This window comes from Kribbella sp. NPDC048915, assembly GCF_040649595.1.
Taxonomy (GTDB): Bacteria; Actinomycetota; Actinomycetes; order Propionibacteriales; family Kribbellaceae; genus Kribbella.
Window position 1 is genome coordinate 52,494 of sequence record NZ_JBEZFT010000009.1, and the last position, 18,347, is coordinate 70,840.

Consider the following 18,347-nt stretch of genomic DNA (forward strand, 5'->3'; position numbering starts at 1 on the left):
CGGTGCGGGCCGACCAGCTTCAGACGGCTCTGGACAGCCGGGTGCGCATCGAGCAGGCCAAGGGGCTGCTGGCCGAACGTCTCGGCCTCGACCTCGGCGATGCGTTCACGTTGTTGCGGCAGCACGCCCGCAACAACGGACTCCGTCTGTCCGACGTCGCCGGCAGCATCGTCGACGGGACCCTGCAACTGCCGGCGGATCGCCAGCGAACACGCCGCCGCGCGGACTGAACGCCGTACCCTCCTGCTGCTGGCTGCCGTCCCGCTCAGGACGGGTCCGAAGCCTCTGCCGCGCCGGCCGCGCGCGTCCAATGCTGAGGTCGAGCCCCAGTGAGAGGACGCAGCCATGGCACAGCGCATCCGCGACGTGATGACGACGCCGCCCGTGGTGGTCGGTCCGGACGACGAGGTCACCGCGGTCGTCGAGCTGATGCGGTCCACCGCGACCACCGTCCTGCCCGTGGTCCACGGTGACCGCCTGATCGGCACGGTCGCCCTCGACGACCTGATCGCCGTACTCCTGGACGGTACGACAGCGGATCCGTACCACCGACGCGTCGCCGCCGCATCCGCGGGGACGGCTCGTGGTGAGGACCTGGGCTGATCGCCATGGACTCAGCTGACTGTGGCTTGGCTTGTTGCCGGGGCAGTGGTTGTCACGTGTTCGCGCTGCCGGCCCTGGACGGACGCGACATCTCGACCGCTCGCGGCTGTCCGGCTGGAGGTCCCTCCGAAGTCGGGACCGGAGGCCCTGATCTCCAGGCACGGCCGGAGTCAGCCTGGAGGCGAGGGGAAGGAGTTGCAGATGTCCAAGAAGGTGCTGGTCACGTACGCGACCAAGATGGGGACTGGCCGGAGATCCGCACCTGGTCCGCCGGCATCGCCGAGGCGCTGTCGAGCGCCCACGTCTGCCCCTGCTGTACGACCCCGCCCGACCCGCTGTGTGACGAGGTGAGAACGATGCTGATCAAGGACCTGATGACGACACCGGCAATGACCGTGAGTCCGGAGACTCCCATCTCCTCGGTCCTGCAACTACTGGACGACGCCAAGATCACCTCAGTACCGGTTGTCAGCCGGCGTGGCACGCTGCTCGGGATCGTCAGCGAGGCCGATGTCGTGGAGGACCAGAACCTGATCGACGACCGCGTCCCGGTCACCGTGCTCCGGCTGCCCAACCCCGGCCGCCCGCGCCGCGCTGTCGACGTGATGTCGCACCTCGTCGTGACCGTCCGCCCGGGCGACGACCTGGAGACGGCGCTCGACCTGATGCGGTCGACGATGATGAAGAGCCTTCCGGTGGTCGAGCACGACCGCGTGGTCGGCATGATCAGCCGCAGCGACGTGATCCATCTGCTCGCCGATCGCGACCGCCGGATCCAGACCGAGGTGAGCGAACTGCTGCGCTCCGAAGCACCGCACTGGCGCATCGAGGTTCAGGACGGCATCGTCACGGTCACCGGCCCGGCTGATGCCCGCGAACGGCATCTCGCCGAGGTCTTGAGCGGCACGGTCCGCGGCGTCATCGGCGTACACATCAATCACCCGAGCACCCGGTGAGGCGATCAGCGGCACAGGTGGCATCGCGGGCTCGCGCAGTACTCAGGTCTCGTTCGCCGTTCGGCTGCCGGTGATGCCGGCGACGGAGTGCGAGCGTCCGCGGGTCCCGGCGCGCCGGATGAGTTCGGACACGAGTTCCTGGGCCTGGGTCAACGTCTCGTCGAGGATCTGCAGACCGGCGTCGATCTGGCCGGCCTGGAACGACCAGCGGGCAGCGGCCATGCCCTGCACCAGCAGATCGTTGATCTCGACGGCTTCCCGATGCAGCAGCGCGGCGGCCTCGACCTCGACCCGCGCCGCCTCGGCCGAGCGCATCCGGTCGGCCGCTCTCCCGAGCAGCACGCCCAGCACGACCATCGGTACGGCGTGGGCCAGCCAGCCCGTGGCGGTAAAGGACACGCTGCGAACCACCGCCCAGCCGACAATCAAACCAACCGCCACCAGCCCGGCGGCCAGACCCGCGCGACACCCGAACGTGAGCGCCAGCAACGCGATCGGGAACACGTACAGCAGAAAGTACGCATCACCGGGCGACCCCGCGAACACGGTCAGCAGCAGGACGGCGACGTACAGCGCGCTCGCCACGCTGATTGCGATGCGCGCATGCAGCCGGAACCACGGACCGCGCAGCGCCGGCATCGACGGGGACCAGGCCGATTCAGGCATACGCCCAGCAATAGCGCGTGGGCGGGTCGGCGCACAGGGTACAAGGTCCTGTTGTCACTCCGTCCGTCTCGCGAGCGGACGGTCAGGGGCGCCGTCGGTACTCCGGGGACGGCTGCGGCTCCGGCGACACGGACGTGTCGTCGTACACCCAGTTCAACTGGTTGACGACGCCGACCACGCCGTCGACGCGCGAGGTCAGCCTCGCCGCGACCTCTGCCGTACTGCGCTGCTCGACGTCGCCGGACAGCGTCACGACACCGTTCTCGACGCTGATGTCGATGCTGTACGGGTCGTCCCACAGTGCGTGGACGACGACCTCGCGCCGGATCCGCTGCACCAGCCGATCGTCCGGCTCGAGGAACGCCTTCAGCAGATCAGACCTGGTCACGATGCCCACGAGAACGTCGTCATGGGTCACGACCAGCCGGGTGATCCCGCGCGCCGTCATCAACTGCGCCGCCTCGGGAATCGTGGCTCTCTGGTCGATCGTCACCGCGGGATGCGACATTGCCTCAGCGGCCCGCACCGCGGCCGCCTTCGAGCGGGCCGCGCGCCGCCGCTTCCGCAGTACCCTCCGCTCTTGCTTGCGCTGGAACTCCGCCTTGCGGATCAGGTCGGTCTCCGACACCACCCCGGCGATCCCGCCGTACCGGTTCAGCACCGGCACCGCGCTGATGTGATGCGCGGCGAGCAGCGCAACGATCTCCTTGTACGGCGTGTCCTCGCCGACCGTGATCACGTCCCGCGTCATCACGTCCGCCACCTGCAACGGATGCCTCATCGCACCCGACCTCCCCGTCCCGTCGATCCGCCCGTGACACCTCCCACTCCACCGCGACGAGCCACTTCCGACCAGAGCCAACAGGTCCCCCTGCGCCCCAGCCGCCCGGCCGCGGGTCCCGGGCAGGTGGATACGAAGGTCCCGGTCGGTGCAGGCACTGCGCCTCTGCTGAGCCTGCTTCGCGGCACCTCATAGTTTCTGGGCGGACTCGCGGTCCTCGGGGGTGATCGCGAGGTGGCCGATGCGTCGGCTTGTCTGCCGGGCCCGGGCCAGCATCGCCACGCTCGCAACGGCGCCGGTGGCGCCGAGAACGGTCAGCCGGGCGTCGGCTTTGCACAGCCCGAACACCAGCCAGCAACACAGTTCGCCGAAGACGAGAGCCCACGTCGCCTGGGAGATCCCGGTCGGGAACTTCGTCCGGTACGCCGTCCACAACGAAGGCGTGACCTGGACGATCAGCGCGGTGGCGAGCAGCGACCCCAGTCCGATCCGGCCACCGATGACGCCGACGCAGATCAGCAGGCCGACCCAGACGGCGATCAAGCCCGCCGCGCGCCGCCATGCCGTGCCGCGCCGGATCAGCATGACCGCGATCGTGCCCGCCAGCACGCTCGCGGCGGTGGAGGGCAGGCCGGCGGTCCAGTAGCCCGACAGCATGAAGTACACGAACCAGGCCGCGTTGTTGACGCTGGTCAGCGCGGCCCACGACCACGACACACCGGTCGTGTCGCCGGTTGCCCGCAGCTTGAGGATCTGCGGAAGGTACTGCGGGACGCCGAAGAAGGCGGCGGCGATCGGCAGAAGTTCGAGCATGGGGCAAGATTAAGCTCAATTCGCCGAACAGATCGTGCGTATTCATGCCGCCTGGTGGCAACTGGCGATAGATTTCTTGCTGTGGATGCTACTGATCGCAAGATCCTTGCGGTGTTACAAGCCGAGGGTCGCCTGACGGTGACGGAGCTGGCCCAGCGGGTCAGCCTGAGTGCCGCGCCGTGCCACCGCCGGCTGCGCGAGCTGGAGCGTTCGGGGGTGATCTCCGGCTATCGCGCAGTCCTCGATCCGGGCGCGATCGGGCGCGGGTTCGAGGTACTGGTCTCCGTCACGATCAATCGCGAGGACTCGGTGGCAGCCTTCGAGGCCGGCCTGGCCGCGATCGAGGACGTGGTGCACGCGGAGCGGTTGTTCGGTGAACCGGATTACCTCGTCCGGGTGGCGACCGCGGACATCGCCGCCTTCCAGAAGCTTCGCGACGAGAAGCTTGCCCGGCTGCCCGGGGTCCAGCGGATGACGTCGACCATCGTCATGATGCGGGTGGTCGACAACCGCCCACTGCCGACCTGACGTCGAACGCGGCCAACCTGCCGATGTGCTACCGCCCGCGAGCCGGGGCGATCGCTGCCGCACACTCGTCGAGGAAGCGGCGCAATTCGCGGCGGCTCGGGCGCGGATACAGCTCGCCAGCGACGACGAGGTTGTGGATGGCGCCGGCGATGAGGAAGCCGAAAGCCCGGACGTCCACGTCCGGGCGCACGCGGCCCTGCTCCTGTTCGGCGCCAAGGTAGGCGGCGATCGCCTCGTCGAAGGAGTGCGTGAGGCCTGACTCCTGGGTCATTTTCCGCACGCGCGCCTCGAGCGCTTCGTCGTCAATCGCATTGGCTCCGAGCAGCGCGGGCGTCTCCGAGTCCAGCAGAATCGCGGCGTACCGCTCCAGGTTGGCACCCACCGAGCGACGCCCCGACGTCTGGAGCCAGCTTGTCAGGGCGGACGTGAGCTCGGTCAACTCGGCCGTGACGAGCTCGAGAACCAGTTCGTCCCGGTTGGCGAAGAACTTGTAGGGCAGCCCCACCGCACAACCGGCCTCGGCGGCGACGGCGCGCATGGTGAGCGCGTTCGCGCCGTCGCGCTGCACGAGCACCTTCGCCGCCGCGACCAGCGATGCGCGGATGGCATCGACTTCCTCGCTCGTTCGCCGCTTGGTCACCGCTGGGTCACCGCTCCACGCATTCGTCGTCACCGCCAGTCGTGGGACGCAGTGTATCCGCCGACCCGCAACTCCACGCGACAACACCACACTGCTACCCCAGCCGTGGACGTCCGCGGCGTCGGCGCCAGGCGACCGCGCAGCATGAACACTTGTTCATAGTTGACCGCGACTGTTACCGTGAACGTCAGTTCACAGTGAAGGGCTGGTTGTGGTGGGACGTTGGGCAGAGTTCGTGATTCGGTGGCCGCGACTGATCCTCGATACGGCGATCGTGGTGCTCGTGACCGCCGCGATCTTCGCCGCCGGGGTGATGGGCAAGCTGTCCGAAGGCGGCTACAGCGACCCTGCGTCGGAGTCCGCGCGCGAGCTGGCGGCGGAGCGGTCCCACTTCGGGAACTGGTCGGTCGACGTGATCGCGATCTATTCGTCTGACACGCAGACGGCACAGGACGCCGGGTTCGTCGCGGCCGTCAGGTCGGTCGTCGACGGCCTGCCCGACGATCTCGTCGACACCGTTGTGCCCTACTACGACGACAGGACACCGTCCGCGGGACTCGTCAGCACCGACGGCCGAGCGGCACAGGTGCTGATCTCGCTAGCAGGTGACGACCAGGACGACTTCATCAAGAACTACGACAGCCTGAGGCCGTACCTCGTTGCCGACGGGCTTCGGCTCGACCTGGCCGGGAACTACGCCGTCTACAGCGACGTCAACACGATCACCGCGGAAGACCTCGCGCGAGCGGAGCTGGTGTCGCTGCCGCTGGTCGTCATCCTCGCCCTGTTCATCTTCGGCAGTGTCACCGCCGCGCTGATGCCGGCCCTCGTTGGGCTGGCCGCCACCGTAGGAGCTCTCGCGATGGTGCGGGTGATCGCCGGGCCGACAGAGGTCTCGGTGTTCTCGGTGAACGTCGTGACGCTGCTCGGCATCGGACTCGCGGTCGACTACGCGTTGTTCGTCGTCAGCCGATTCCGCGAGGAACTCGCCGTGGACGCGGACGTCGAGCGGGCGCTTCGCGTGACCCTCGGGACCGCCGGGCGCACGGTGCTCGTCTCGGGAGCGACCGTCTCGCTGGCATTGTCCAGTCTGCTGCTGTTCCCGCAGACCTTCATCCGCAGCGTGGCGTACGGCGGGATCGCGGCGGTGCTGGTGGCGATGGCTGCCACCTTGGTGCTGCTTCCCGCCGTACTGCGCTTGCTCGGACCGCGCATCAACTGGGGACGGATCCGCCTTCCTCGCAGCCGCACGAGGCAACCCTGGGTCCGGATCGCCCGGACTGTCATGCGACGACCGGTGGTCACGGTCGTCAGCCTAGGAGCCGTTCTGATCCTGGCCGCGGTTCCACTCCTCGACGCACGCTGGGCCGGCGTCGACCATCACGTCCTGCCGCCGACGGCTCCGGCCCACGTGGCCGCCGAGCGGCTACGGGACTTCGGCCCGGAGTCCTCCACCGCGAACGTCCTGCTGCAGCGCATGGACGATCAGCACGCCACGGCGTACATCGACGAGCTCGGCGCGATCCCCGGCGTACGGTCGGTGGAGGTTCTCACGAAGCAGGACGACACTCAGCTGCTCCGGATCACCTGGCTGGGCGAGAGCCAGAGCGAGCGATCCCAGGAGCTCGTGCGCGCAGTCAGAGGCCTTCGTCCGGCGTCCGGCGAAGTACTGGTCGGCGGACTGACCGCCGACACCGTCGACCTGGTCGATTCGATCGGCTCGCGGCTCCCGTGGATGGGCCTGTATGTCGTGGGCGCCATGGCGATCCTGCTCTTCCTCGCGTTCGGCTCGCTGCTGCTTCCCCTGAAAGCCGTCGCGATGAACCTGCTGTCTCTCGGAGCGTCGTTCGGCGTCGTGGCCTGGATCTTCGTCGACGGACGCCTCACCGATGCCCTCGGCTACCGACCACAAGGCTTCCTCGACGCCACCAACCCCGTTCTGATGCTGGCAGTCCTCATCGGCCTGTCGATGGACTACGAACTGTTCTTGCTCTCCCGGATCCGCGAGGAATGGAACCGCACCGGCGACAACAACCACGCCGTACTGGCCGGCGTCCGGTCGACCGGGCGCATCATCACCAGCGCCGCGCTGCTCCTGGCCGTCGTGATCGGCGCCTTCGCAACGAGCGGGCTCGTGTTCATGAAGGAGCTCGGCATCGGAATGCTGGTCGCCCTACTGGTGGACGCGACGATCGTTCGGCTGCTGCTTGTCCCCGCGTCCATGACACTCCTCGGACGGTGGAACTGGTGGGCACCCCTCCGCCTGACGCGCTGGTGGCTTCGGTACGGCCTGAAGGACGCAGCGCCGGTCACACCACGCCAGGACTCACCCTCGGCCGAAGGCGAGTCCGTCGATGTCGTGGCCTACCGCCGGCGTTGATCCGGCGCTGTCACAAGAGCGGCGGTCAGCAGGTGGTGCGTGCGGGTTTGCCTGCGAAGCGATCGGTCACCCACTTGAGGATGTCCGGCATCGCGCCGTCGTCGATCCCGGTACTCCACTGCGTCGTGTCGTGATCCAGCCCTGGGTAGACCCGGTAGTCCAGGCGCGTCCCCACAGCGCACAGTCGCCGCGCGATGTCGTCGGTCTCACCACGAGGGATCACCGCGTCCGACGTACCTTGAAGGAGCAGAACAGGACCTCCGATTGGACGACGCCCGACGGTGTTGTTCTCGAGGAACTTCGCGAAACGCGGGTCCACCCAGTACGCCGGACTCACCAGTTGCTCGCCGCTGAGATGGGCGTAGGCGGCCGTGACGACGCCCAGGCATCCGGTCTTCGTCAGCCCCAGACACTTCCCCACCGCGAACGCCTCGGCAGCGAGCAACTTGGCCGGATCGACCTTGGGATCACCATGCTGGGCACCGGCGATCAACAACGGTACGAATCCGCCGAAACCTGGCGTGGTGGCGACGCGCTCGGCGATCGCCGGAAGGTTCGCGGCCGGTGCGGTGATGACGGCCCCCAGGTACCCGGGCGCCGGATCGGTGCGTTGGACCTCTCCGACTGCGAGTCCGATCCCGCCTCCTTGCGAGTGACCCCACAGCACCCAGCGACGCGACAGGTGCGGCACGGCAGTCCGTGCAGCGCTGATTGCATGCAGCACATCGTTGCTACCGGCTACTTTGTTTCCGAGCTCATGCCTGCCGTCCGTGCCGAGGCCCGCGTAGTCAGGGGCAACGACCGCGAAGCCTGCCCGGACGAACTTCATCATCTGGTCGCCGTGATACAGATCCCGCATCAACGACGGTGCGCATGGCGTACCGACACCACTCGCGCCATGAGCATTCACCACAACAGGCCAGCCTGCAACTCCCACTGGCATTCGACTCCGCAGTATGTATCCTCGCTGGTCGCCGCGCTGACCGGAGACGACAGACCTGCGAAGGCGAGTCCGGCCATGACCGCCGTGGCTGCGATTCGCCGCATTGGAACCTCCTGTTCGGAATGAGTTCGACGTCCGGAGGACACGGCGAATTCACCGCTTGTGACAACTCTTCGGTGTGTTTGACGTCATACCGGACAATTGCCGCCGGATGCCGCCGCTCGGCGAGCCAAGGGCCGGTTCAATCACGACGGGATCGAGCCGAACAGCACCTCCGGCCGACCTTCGAACCAGACGTTGCGGATCGTCATGATCCGGATTCGCCACAGGTCGGCATCGACGGCGTCGCGGACCAACTCGACGTCATAGGTGTTCTTGAGCAGCAGAAACTCATCGGGCGCGGCTGCGCGGACATGCCGGGCCTCGACCAGCGCCCACAGCGTGGCCTTGTCCCCATCGACCGCCGGGCGTGGATTCGTGACCGTGTGCGTCTCTTCGATACTCATTGACGAATGCGATTCTCCAGCTGGACAGGTAGCCGGTCGCGGCCCCGACGCAAAATCATCATCGGTCACGCTGAAACCAGCATCGGCGGTCCGCCGTGGAACGCTGCAAATCAGCTGGAGGCAGGAACCGGTCCACACTTCCGCAATGCGGTGGTGAATTGCCGTGTTCCCGGTCGGTAATTTTCGATGCCCACAATAGCCGACGATGTGCAGCAGCGAGGTCGCTCGACGGTACGCCGGCAGCCAGATTTCGATGGGATCGCGACAACCTCGCTCTGGCGGCCGCTGCGAAGCACGCGGTGCCGCGCATTGTGAAGGCGAATCCAGGATCTGTCGGCGTTCGTCTGACACCGATCCTCCCGTGGAGCCTCACAAGGTCAGGAGTTCCTCGTGCGAAGATTTGCCCCGGAAACCATCCCCTTCCGACGACTTCTCGATTCCACCCGCCGTTGGACCGTGCTGCTGACCGCAGCAGCTGCCGTGGCGGCAACACTCACACTCACGTCGGCGACCGCCACAGCGGCGCCGGCAACTCCGGATTTCGGTGCCGCGATCGACGGGTACGCGGCGTACGACGGCCAGGACACCTGCGATCCGACCATCAAGCCCGGCGTTCGAGGTTTCCGTAGCCTCCTGAACGAAGCGTATGGAACCCACACCGGGTACATCACGCGCGAGTGCAGCGCAAGCGGTACGAGCGAGCACAAGGAAGGCCGAGCGCTCGACTACATGCTGAACATCAACGACTCCGGCCAACGTGCCATCGCCAACGACATCCTGAGCTGGCTGCTCGCCACCGACCGGTACGGGAACAAGCACGCCAACGCCCGCCGGCTCGGCATCATGTACATGATCTGGAACCGGCAGATCTGGAAGTCCTACCAGGCATCCTCAGGATGGCAGCCCTACACCGGGAACAACCCGCACACCGACCACATCCACTTCAGCTTCAGCTGGAAGGGAGCTTCCAAGCAAACCACCTGGTGGACTGCGACGCCGATACCGGAAACTCCTCGCGGAATGGTCGAGCTCGCGGCCGGCGAGCTCACTCGGGACGGCCGCTCCGACCTGCTGGCCGTCGAGCACGACACCGGCAAGCTGTGGCTCTACCCCGGACGAGCACGGGCGGCGCGTTCGGCGGCCGGACCGAGATCGGGTCCCACGGCTGGGACCAAATGCATGATTTGATCGTCGGCAGATTAACCGCGACGGGTACGACGACCTGATCGCCTCCGATTCGGCCACCGGCAAACTGTGGCTCTATCCAGGTACCGCGGCCGGCGGCAGCTTCGGCGCACGTGTCGAGATCGGATCGAGCGGCTGGAACCACATGAGCAGTCTCACCGCCGGCGACTTCAACCGCGACGCTTACCCCGACCTGGCCGCGGTCGACGACACCACGGGCAAACTGTGGCTCTATCCGGGAACCGCTACCGGTGGCGCGTTCGGGCAACGAGTGGAGATCGGATCCCAGGGGTGGGAGCGGATGCATGACCTGACGACCGGGCGATTCAATCGCGACGGCTACGACGACCTGATCGCTGTGGACTCGGCCACCGGCAACCTCTGGCTCTACCCCGGAACGGCGGCCGGCGGATCCTTCGGCGCACGAGTCGTCATCGGCGCAGGTGGTTGGAACGGCATGAGCGACCTGGTCGGTGCCGAGTTCACCCGCGACAGCTACCACGACCTGATCGCCGTCGACTCGTCCACCGGAAAGCTCTGGCTCTACCCCGGAACGACAGCAGGCGGCAGTTTCGGCGCACGCAAGGAAATCGGCTCCAACGGCTGGTAGCCACCAGCTCTCGTCGGCCGACGTAGGCATCGACGAGATTCGTCAGCCGATGCACACCGTGGCGCAGGGCGATCGGCCGCCCTGCGCCACGTCGTCGCTTCGCCCTGCCGACCGCGTCAGTGCCGCGAGGCATCGATCCAGAGGCGGCGCGGTCCACTGCCGGTGGTGCCGAGTTTGTCGTCACGGTTGCGAAGCGAACAGCGCTCGAGAGACAGGCAGCCGCAGCCGATGCAGTCGGTGAGTTTGTCGCGGAGCCGGATCAGCTGCTTGATCCGCAGATCCAGGTCGGCCTGCCAAGCCGTCGACAGCCGCTCCCAGTCCTCTTGGGCCGGAGCCTTGTCGACCGGCAACTGGGCGAGCGCCTCGCCGATCTCCCGCAGCGGGATGCCGACGCGCTGGGCAACGCGAATGAACGCGATCCGACGCAGCGTGTGCCGGGCGAACCGTCGCTGGTTCCCTGCGGTCCGACGGCTCTGGATCAGGCCGCGCTCCTCGTAGAAATGCAGCGTCGTCACCGTCACGCCGGCGCGCTTGGCGACCTGCCCGATCGTCAGTTCAGCGTTGGGATCCAGCATCCGCCAACCATAGCTTGACCTCAGGTTAACCCGAGGTTCGATGATGACGTCATGGCTCTTGGAACCACCGGATCACGGGTCGCCGGCCGACGCGAATGGCTCGGTCTCGCCGTGCTGCTGCTGCCCGCACTGCTGGCCTCGCTCGAACTGACGATCACCCACCTCGCCCTGCCCGCGATCGGCCGTGACCTGAACGTGTCCAGCACGCAGCTGCTGTGGATCGTCGACGGGTACGCGTTCCTGCTCGCCGGCACCTTGGTCGTGATGGGGGCACTGGGCGACCGGATCGGGCGTCGGCGGCTCCTGCTCGGTGGTGCGATCGCGTTCAGCGTGCTGTCGACGTTCGCGGCGTACGCCCCGAACCCGGAGATCCTCGTCGCGACCCGGGCTCTGCTCGGTGTCGCGGGCGCGACGCTGATGCCATCGGTTCTCGCCCTCACCACCGCGCTGTTCACCGAGCCGCGCCAACGCACTCAGGCAGTCGGAATCGTCATCGCCGCAGTCTCGGCCGGCACCGCGATCGGGCCACTGGTCGGCGGCTGGCTGCTCGACCACTTCTGGTGGGGATCCGCATTCCTGCTGCCCATCCCGCTGATGCTCGTCCTCGTCGTCATCGGACCCGCGACCTTGCCCGAGCACAAGGAACCCACTGAGCGCAGACTCGACCTGCCGAGCGCTGCACTCTCCATCGCCGCCGTGCTCGCGACCGTGTACGGGCTCAAGAAAATCGCCGCGGCCGGGCCGGACCTGCCCGCGCTCGCGGCCCTCGCGGCCGGGCTGGTGCTCGCTGCGGTGTCCGTCCGCAGACAGCGAAGGCTCGCCGATCCCTTGATCGACCTGCGGCTTTTCAGCGGACCACGGTTCACCGCGGCCACCCTCACCCTGGTCGTCGGGATCTTCGTGCTCTGGGGAACCAACTACGCCGTCGCCCAACACCTGCAACTGGTCGCCGGCCTCGATCCCTTGACCGCCGGGTTGTGGACGGCACCGGCCGCGGTCGGCGTGATCGTCGGCTCGCTCGGCGCGACCCGACTCGCCCGCACGGTCCCCGCCGGACGCATCATCGGCGGCGGGATGCTGCTGTCCACAGCAGGGTTCGTGACGATCACCTGGATAGAACCGGCAACTCCCCTGCCCCTTCTCGCCGGCGCGATGGTCCTGGTCTCCGCCGGCCTTGGACCGACAATGGCACTCGCCACCGACATCATCGTCGGCAGCTCACCGCCCGGACGGACCGGTGCGGCATCAGCCATCGCCTCGATCGCACCGCAACTGGGCGGCGGCCTCGGCATCGCAATCCTCGGCAGCATCATCACCGCCGGCTACCGCGCCTCCATGCGCAACACCACGGGATCCGCCGCCGACAACCTGACCGCCGCCGTCACCACCGCGGCAACCCTGCCCACCACCGAAGCCACCGCCCTCCTCACCGCCGCCCGCGCAGCCTTCACGAACGCCTTCAGCATCAGCGCCCTGGTAGCAGCGGCCCTCACGATGCTCACCGCCTTCGCAGGCTTCGCCGTCCTCAGACGTCAGTGACCCTCGTACGGCGAGAGCACTCTCCATCGTGCGTGCGCTGACGGGTCCAGAAAGAACGAGAGGCCCTCCAGGCAAGCTACTTCAACTCGGCCGATGTCTTTCCCAGGAGGCGGCGGGCGACGATGAGTTGCTGGATTTGCTGGGTGCCTTCGAAGATGTCGAGGATCTTGCTGTCCCGGGCCCACTTCTCCAGCAGGTGGTGTTCGGAGTAGCCGAGCGGGCCGGTGAGTTCAACGCAGCGCAGTGTGATGTCGTTGGCGGTGCGGCCGGCTTTGGCTTTGGCCATGGAGGCTTGAAGTGAATTTGGCCGGCCGTTGTCGGCCATCCAGGCGGCCTGAAGGGTGAGGAGGTAGGCCGCTTCCCAGTCGGCTTCCATGGCAAGGTACGTCGCGGCCGCGGCGGACTGCTGGTGCGGCGGGCGGTCGTAGTCGACCTGTACGCCGGCGTCGGCCAGCAGGTCGCGGGTGAGTTCGAGGGCGGCACGCGCGCAGCCGACCGCCATCGCGGCGACCAGCGGGCGAGTGTCGTCGAAGGTCTGCATGGCGCCCGCGAATCCTTTGTCGATCTCGGCGGAGCCGAGCAGGTTCTCGACCGGTACGCGGCAGTTCTCGAAGCGAATGGTGGCGGTGTCCGAGGCGCGGATGCCGAGCTTGTGGTCCAGGCGCTCGACGGTCATCCCCGGTGTGTCCTTCATGACCACGAACGACTTGATCGCGGCCCGGCCGAGCGACCTGTCGAGCGTCGCCCAGACGACGACCGCGTCGCAGCGCCCGCCCGCGGTGACGAAGATCTTCTCGCCGTTCAGGACATACGCGTCACCGTCGAGCCGGGCGGTTGTCCGGATGCTCGCCGAGTCCGAGCCGCAGTCCGGCTCGGTGATCGCCATCGCGGCCCACACGCCGTCGAAGCGCTGCAACTGTTCCTCGGTTGCCAGCGACGCGATCGCCGAGTTGCCCAGACCCTGCCGCGGCATCGACAGCAGCAGGCCGACATCGCCCCAGCACATCTCCATGATCGACAGCACCGACGAGAGGTTCGACCCGTTCACCACCTCACCCTCGGCGGCAGCGGTTCGCCGTACGCCGGACGCACCGGCGCCGGAACCGGTGCCCGAGGCACCCAATCCGTCGACCATCGCGGCCAGCATGTCGAGCTCGACCGGGTACTCGTGCTCGGCCAGGTCGTAGCGGCGAGAGTTCGGCCGGAGCATCTCGGCCGCAACCTGATGCGCCTGGTTGACGAAAGCGCGGAACTTCCGCGGGACTTCGAGGTTGATCATCAGACGAGCACCACGCCTTCCATCACGCCGACGGCCCGCAGATCGCGGTACCACCGCTCCACCGGATGCTCCTTTACGAACCCGTGCCCGCCGAGCAGCTGGACGCCGTCGGTCCCGATCCGCATGCCGTGCTCGGCGCACAACCGCCGCGCGAGCGCGACCTCGCGCGCGAACGGCAGCCCCTGCGACGCCCGCGACGCGGCCCGGTACGTCACCAGCTTCATGCCTTCGAGTTCGATGCCGATGTTCGCGACCATGAACGCCACCGACTGCCGATGACTGATCGGCTCGCCGAACGCCTCCCGTGAGTTCACGTACGGCGTGACGTAGTCGAGCACTGCCCGCGCCGTACCCGACGCGAGCGCGCACCAGCCGAGCCGCGACAGCCGCACGCAGTCGGCGTAATCGTCCACCGTGCCGAGCGGGACGGCCGGCACGTTCTCGAGCAGCACCCGGCTCAGCGATGCGGCCCGCAATCCCATCGACGGCTCGGCCTCGATCGTCACGCCCGGGTGGTCGGGCTCCACGACGAACAACCGCGGCCCCTCGTCGGTCTGCGCACCGATCACGAACAGCTCCGCCTCGGCCGCCCGCGGCACCAGCGATTTCACGCCGTTCAGCAACCCGCTCCGAAACCGCGTCTGCAACGAAAACGGATCGAACAGCGCTTGCGGCTCGAGCAGCGCGAGCGCCGCAGGCGGTACCGACGAGCCCGTGAACGCGGGCAGGTACGTCGCCTGCTGCTTCTCATCGCCCCACAGCGAGATCGCCGTACTCACCGCCGACGGCGCCAGGCACGCGACCGCCTGCCCCATGTCGCCGTGGGCGAGCGCTTCGGCGACCAGGACACCGGTCATCGCAGACCGGTCGGTGACGATGCCGCCGAGGTCCTCGGGGATTTCGAGCAAGGTCAGGCCCAGCTCCGCGGACGACTCCAGAACCTTCGGGTCGGTCGTGCAGGCGGTGTCCGCGGCCGCGGCCGCGGGTCGCAGTACGTCGGCGGCGAACTCACGCACGACCTCGACCATCAACTGCTGATCCTCGGTGGGGGTCAGGTCGAACCGCCCGCTCCCCTGAGCCGCCGGCAGCCGGGCGGGCGCCGCCTGCTGTGCGACCGCGGCAAAGCGCCGCGAGAGCGCGCCCGCCGTCCGGAATCCGGTCTTGGTCGCCTCGAAGACCGCCCGCTCGGCGGGCTTGCGCAACCCGAACCGATCGATCACCCGGGACTGCGCCAGCTTGTTCAGCCAGGCCACGCCGAACCCGATCGCGTCCCGCCTGGTCCGCTCCTGAAGGCTCATGCGGCCTACTGTAAACCGAAGTTACAACTCAGGTCACGTCTGGTCTCAGGGTTGATAGCCTGTCGCCCACCGGAGCGAGGGGTGGGCGAGGATGAGGGTCGCGGTCGTCGGGGCCGGCGGATGGGGCGAGCACCACGCGCGCATCTTCGCGCGTCGTCAAGACACCGAGCTGGTGGCAGTGGCCGGCCGGACGCCGGAGCGCACCCGGGCCAGGGCGGAGAAGTACGGCGCCACGCCGTACACCGATCTCGCGCTGATGATGGAACGCGAGCGCCCGGATCTCGTCACGGTCTCCCTGCCGAACGAGGACCACTACGACGCCACCCTGCAGCTCGTCCGCACCGGCGTACCGCTGCTGGTCGAGAAACCGCTCGTGTTCGACCTGGCCGAGGCCGACACGCTGCTCGCCGAGGCCGGCGATCGCTTCTTCGCGGTCAACTTCAACCACCGGTACGCCGAGCCCGTGCAGCGCGCGAAGGCGCTGATCGACGCCGGCGAACTGGGTGAGCCGGTCTTCGCGACCTGGCGATTCGGCGGCGAAGCGAACCGCGGCCATTCTCCGCACGCGAATCTGATCGAGACCCAGTGCCACGGTTTCGACCTGCTCGAACACCTCGTCGGCCCGATCACCGCGGTGTCCGCACACATGACCGACAAGACGTACGGCGCGTTCAGCACGGTGGCGCTGGCGCTCGACTTCGAGAACCGGGCGGTCGGCACGATGCTCGGCTCGTACGACTCGTCGTACGCCTATCCCGACACCCAACGCATCGAGATCAACGGCACCGAGGGCCGTCTCGTCATCCACGACACCGTGCGCGCGCTGACGTTCTCCAAGGCCGGTGATCCGGTCGAGCAGGTCTGGCACTCGACGTACTTCGACGACGAGGCACGCAACTTCGCGGGGACGTTCGACCGGCACGTCGACGCACTGCTGACCGCACTCCGCGCGGGCGACCCGCCGCCGGTCCACGCGCGCGCCGGCCGCCGCGCGCTCGAGCTGGCCCACGCCGCGATCGAGTCCCACGACACCGGGCGAAAGGTGAGATCCAACCCATGGACCGGACCAACGAACTCGTAGCGCGCCTCTTCCACAACACCACCGCGTAGCCGACCGAACGGCGGTACAGCCTGCCCGCCGAGTACCTTCCCGTCCTCGCCGACCCGGATGACGCGAACACCCTGCGGCGGTACGCCACGGATGCGGGATTCCGGGAGGTGGATGTGCTGCCGTTCCAGACGACGTACTTCCAGTTCTACCGACTCATCCCGTGAGCGCGTCGGCCTTCGCCTGGAGGTAGCGCTGCTCCGGGAGACTCGTCGTACGGCGGGCCGCGGCGACGTAATGTTCGCGGGCCTTGGGGGTGTCGCCGAGTCGCTCGTACAAGTGGGCGCGGACCGCGTCGAGCCGGTGGGTTTCGCTGATCTGCTTGTCGTCCTCGATGGTCGCAAGCAGATCCAGCCCGGCTTGCGGTCCCTCGACCTGAGCGAGCGCGATCGCGCGGTTGAGCGTGACCATCGGGTTCGGCTGGATCTTCTCCAGGACCCCGTACAGCGCGAGGATCTGCCGCCAGTCGGTCTCGTCCGCGCTCGGCGCCTCGGCGTGGACCGCCGCGATCGCCGCCTGCAGCTGGTACGGGCCGGCCGCGCCGCGCTTCAGCGTCTCGTAGATGAGCTCGGCGCCCTCCGCGATCTGGTCGCGGTCCCACAACGTGCGGTCCTGCTCGTCGATCGGCACCAGGCTGCCGTCCGCGGTCGTCCGTGCCGCGCGGCGCGAGTCAGTCAGCAGCATCAGCGCGAGCAGACCGGCGACCTCGCCGTCGTCGGGCAGCGCCGCACGCAGCATGCGCGTCAGCCGGACCGCCTCGGCGGTCAGCTCGACCCTCTGCAGATCGGCGCCCGAGCTCGCCGTGTACCCCTCGTTGAAGATCAGGTACAACACCTGCAGGACCACCCGCAGTCGCTCGCCGCGCTCCTCCTCCGGCGGCATCTCGAACCGGCTGCCGGCCTGCTTGATGCTCTTCTTCGCCCGGCTGATCCGCGGCGCCATCGTTGCTTCCGGCACCATGAACGCGCGGGCGATCTCGGCCGTCGTGAGACCGCCGACCGCACGCAGCGTCAGCGCGACCTGCGACGCCGGCGTGACCGCCGGGTGGCAGCACAGGAACAGCAGGGTCAGCGTGTCGTCGCTGTCCGGCAGCTGGTCGACATCCGCGGCGGGCGCGACCAGCTCGTCAGGACCGGCCATCGCGGCGAGATTGTCCTCGCGCCGGCGGCGAGCGTTCTCGCTCCGGAACGCGTCCATCAGCCGGCGCGTAGCGACCGTGATCAGCCAGCCACGTGGATTCGCCGGCACCCCATCCGCCGGCCACTGCGTCGCCGCCGCCAGCAACGCCTCCTGGACAGCGTCCTCACACAGATCGAACTGCCCGTGCCGCCGCGCCAGAAACCCCAGCACCTGCGGCGCCAACTCCCGTAACAGCCCCTCCACATCCACCCCGCCGAGCCTACGCGCCCACCCCGGGCGTGACAGCTCGACAGGACGTATCGACCCTCCGACGCCGGTCGCGCGGCAGTCTGAGCGTGCCATCGCGACGGTCAGCCGGACACGTCCTGACAAGCTGTCACGCAAACGCCCACCCGGACCACTTGCTGACCTGGATGACGATGACCGGGCCGCCCGGTGGAGCAGTCTCGTACTGCGGGTACTTGGCGGTCAGCAACTCGATCGCCGCCGGGTGCTCGGGTAGCACACTGGCTGTCCCGTCCACCCGGACCCACCACAGGTGGGTCCAGTCCTCGTCGTACTCGTCCACCAGCACAGCGACCTGCTCGTGCGCGGCGATGTTCCGCAGACGCTTCAGGGCGGTCGTGGTTTTCGGCTTCTGATCGACGGCGATGTAGAGCTCGTCCCCGTGTACGGCGTACGTCACCGGGACCAGATGCGGTCGCACGTCCTCCCCCACGGTCCCCAACCGCCCCACCCGAGCAGCCGCCACCCGCCCCCGGCACCCCGCCTCGTCCAACCGCACCTCCTGACCCTAA

The 18,347-nt window shown here is 68.0% G+C and carries 20 protein-coding genes; 9 read left to right on the plus strand and 11 right to left on the minus strand.

What is annotated here, in order from left to right; genetic code table 11:
* Positions 1-2 precede the first annotated feature (2 nt).
* The 3 genes from AB0B82_RS07535 to AB0B82_RS07545 all read left to right on the plus strand — a co-directional run bounded on the left by AB0B82_RS07535 (position 3) and on the right by AB0B82_RS07545 (position 1,559).
* Positions 3-230: an ANTAR domain-containing protein gene (locus AB0B82_RS07535; protein ID WP_360163735.1), complete on the plus strand. Its 228-nt coding sequence runs from the start codon at positions 3-5 to the stop codon at positions 228-230.
* 115 nt (positions 231-345) lie between these two features.
* Entirely contained in the window at positions 346-603 is a 258-nt protein-coding gene (locus tag AB0B82_RS07540; protein WP_360163737.1) for a CBS domain-containing protein, read from the plus strand.
* 356 nt (positions 604-959) lie between these two features.
* Entirely contained in the window at positions 960-1,559 is a 600-nt protein-coding gene (locus tag AB0B82_RS07545; RefSeq protein WP_360163739.1) for a CBS domain-containing protein, read from the plus strand.
* 42 nt (positions 1,560-1,601) lie between these two features.
* Here the strand turns inward: AB0B82_RS07545 and AB0B82_RS07550 are convergent, their stop codons facing one another.
* The 3 genes from AB0B82_RS07550 to AB0B82_RS07560 form a co-directional block, all read right to left on the minus strand.
* Positions 1,602-2,225 carry a hypothetical protein gene (locus tag AB0B82_RS07550; RefSeq protein ID WP_360163741.1) on the minus strand — a complete coding sequence of 208 codons (624 nt, stop codon included), beginning with the start codon at positions 2,223-2,225 and terminating at the stop codon, positions 1,602-1,604.
* 82 nt (positions 2,226-2,307) lie between these two features.
* A complete protein-coding gene (locus AB0B82_RS07555; protein WP_360163743.1) occupies positions 2,308-3,006 on the minus strand; it encodes a CBS domain-containing protein in 699 nt (232 codons plus the stop codon).
* Between the two features lie 189 nt (positions 3,007-3,195).
* Complete coding sequence (locus AB0B82_RS07560) at positions 3,196-3,819, minus strand: PQ-loop domain-containing transporter (RefSeq protein WP_360163745.1); 624 nt, start codon at positions 3,817-3,819, stop codon at positions 3,196-3,198.
* Between the two features lie 81 nt (positions 3,820-3,900).
* Here AB0B82_RS07560 and AB0B82_RS07565 point away from each other — a divergent pair, with 81 nt between their 5' ends.
* On the plus strand, positions 3,901-4,347 hold the full coding sequence (locus AB0B82_RS07565) for an Lrp/AsnC family transcriptional regulator (RefSeq protein WP_360163747.1): 447 nt from the start codon (positions 3,901-3,903) through the stop codon (positions 4,345-4,347).
* A 28-nt stretch (positions 4,348-4,375) separates the two neighbouring features.
* Here AB0B82_RS07565 and AB0B82_RS07570 read toward each other — a convergent pair whose 3' ends face one another.
* A complete protein-coding gene (locus AB0B82_RS07570) occupies positions 4,376-4,987 on the minus strand; it encodes a TetR/AcrR family transcriptional regulator (protein WP_360163749.1) in 612 nt (203 codons plus the stop codon).
* A 235-nt stretch (positions 4,988-5,222) separates the two neighbouring features.
* Between AB0B82_RS07570 and AB0B82_RS07575 the strand changes: the two genes are divergently transcribed.
* Positions 5,223-7,367, plus strand: a complete 2,145-nt coding sequence (locus AB0B82_RS07575; protein ID WP_360163751.1) for an MMPL family transporter — start codon at positions 5,223-5,225, stop codon at positions 7,365-7,367.
* A gap of 25 nt (positions 7,368-7,392) precedes the next feature.
* Here the strand turns inward: AB0B82_RS07575 and AB0B82_RS07580 are convergent, their stop codons facing one another.
* Both AB0B82_RS07580 and AB0B82_RS07585 read right to left on the minus strand, forming a co-directional pair.
* Complete coding sequence (locus tag AB0B82_RS07580) at positions 7,393-8,226, minus strand: alpha/beta fold hydrolase (protein ID WP_360163753.1); 834 nt, start codon at positions 8,224-8,226, stop codon at positions 7,393-7,395.
* A 329-nt stretch (positions 8,227-8,555) separates the two neighbouring features.
* Entirely contained in the window at positions 8,556-8,816 is a 261-nt protein-coding gene (locus AB0B82_RS07585) for a nuclear transport factor 2 family protein (protein WP_360163755.1), read from the minus strand.
* A gap of 390 nt (positions 8,817-9,206) precedes the next feature.
* On the opposite strand from AB0B82_RS07585, the gene AB0B82_RS07590 reads away from it, so the two are divergent.
* Both AB0B82_RS07590 and AB0B82_RS07595 read left to right on the plus strand, forming a co-directional pair.
* Positions 9,207-10,004 (plus strand): hypothetical protein, encoded by a 798-nt coding sequence (locus AB0B82_RS07590; protein ID WP_360163757.1) that lies wholly within the window; start codon positions 9,207-9,209, stop codon positions 10,002-10,004.
* 10 nt (positions 10,005-10,014) lie between these two features.
* The gene (locus AB0B82_RS07595; protein WP_360163888.1) at positions 10,015-10,611 is read left to right on the plus strand and encodes a VCBS repeat-containing protein; all 597 of its coding nucleotides are present in this window, start codon (positions 10,015-10,017) and stop codon (positions 10,609-10,611) included.
* A 116-nt stretch (positions 10,612-10,727) separates the two neighbouring features.
* On the opposite strand, the gene soxR is transcribed toward AB0B82_RS07595, so the two are convergent.
* The gene (gene soxR, locus AB0B82_RS07600; protein WP_360163759.1) at positions 10,728-11,186 is read right to left on the minus strand and encodes a redox-sensitive transcriptional activator SoxR; all 459 of its coding nucleotides are present in this window, start codon (positions 11,184-11,186) and stop codon (positions 10,728-10,730) included.
* Between the two features lie 51 nt (positions 11,187-11,237).
* Here soxR and AB0B82_RS07605 point away from each other — a divergent pair, with 51 nt between their 5' ends.
* The gene (locus tag AB0B82_RS07605; RefSeq protein ID WP_360163761.1) at positions 11,238-12,725 is read left to right on the plus strand and encodes an MFS transporter; all 1,488 of its coding nucleotides are present in this window, start codon (positions 11,238-11,240) and stop codon (positions 12,723-12,725) included.
* 76 nt (positions 12,726-12,801) lie between these two features.
* On the opposite strand, the gene AB0B82_RS07610 is transcribed toward AB0B82_RS07605, so the two are convergent.
* The gene (locus AB0B82_RS07610; protein ID WP_360163763.1) at positions 12,802-14,004 is read right to left on the minus strand and encodes an acyl-CoA dehydrogenase family protein; all 1,203 of its coding nucleotides are present in this window, start codon (positions 14,002-14,004) and stop codon (positions 12,802-12,804) included.
* Positions 14,004-15,302: an acyl-CoA dehydrogenase family protein gene (locus tag AB0B82_RS07615; RefSeq protein ID WP_360163765.1), complete on the minus strand. Its 1,299-nt coding sequence runs from the start codon at positions 15,300-15,302 to the stop codon at positions 14,004-14,006. Before AB0B82_RS07615 ends, AB0B82_RS07610 begins: the two co-directional genes overlap by 1 nt.
* A gap of 91 nt (positions 15,303-15,393) precedes the next feature.
* Here AB0B82_RS07615 and AB0B82_RS07620 point away from each other — a divergent pair, with 91 nt between their 5' ends.
* Positions 15,394-16,383: a Gfo/Idh/MocA family oxidoreductase gene (locus AB0B82_RS07620; RefSeq protein ID WP_360163767.1), complete on the plus strand. Its 990-nt coding sequence runs from the start codon at positions 15,394-15,396 to the stop codon at positions 16,381-16,383.
* A gap of 183 nt (positions 16,384-16,566) precedes the next feature.
* Here the strand turns inward: AB0B82_RS07620 and AB0B82_RS07625 are convergent, their stop codons facing one another.
* Both AB0B82_RS07625 and AB0B82_RS07630 read right to left on the minus strand, forming a co-directional pair.
* Complete coding sequence (locus AB0B82_RS07625) at positions 16,567-17,799, minus strand: sigma-70 family RNA polymerase sigma factor (protein WP_360163769.1); 1,233 nt, start codon at positions 17,797-17,799, stop codon at positions 16,567-16,569.
* 127 nt (positions 17,800-17,926) lie between these two features.
* Positions 17,927-18,334 (minus strand): TIGR03668 family PPOX class F420-dependent oxidoreductase, encoded by a 408-nt coding sequence (locus AB0B82_RS07630; protein ID WP_360163771.1) that lies wholly within the window; start codon positions 18,332-18,334, stop codon positions 17,927-17,929.
* Positions 18,335-18,347 lie beyond the last annotated feature (13 nt).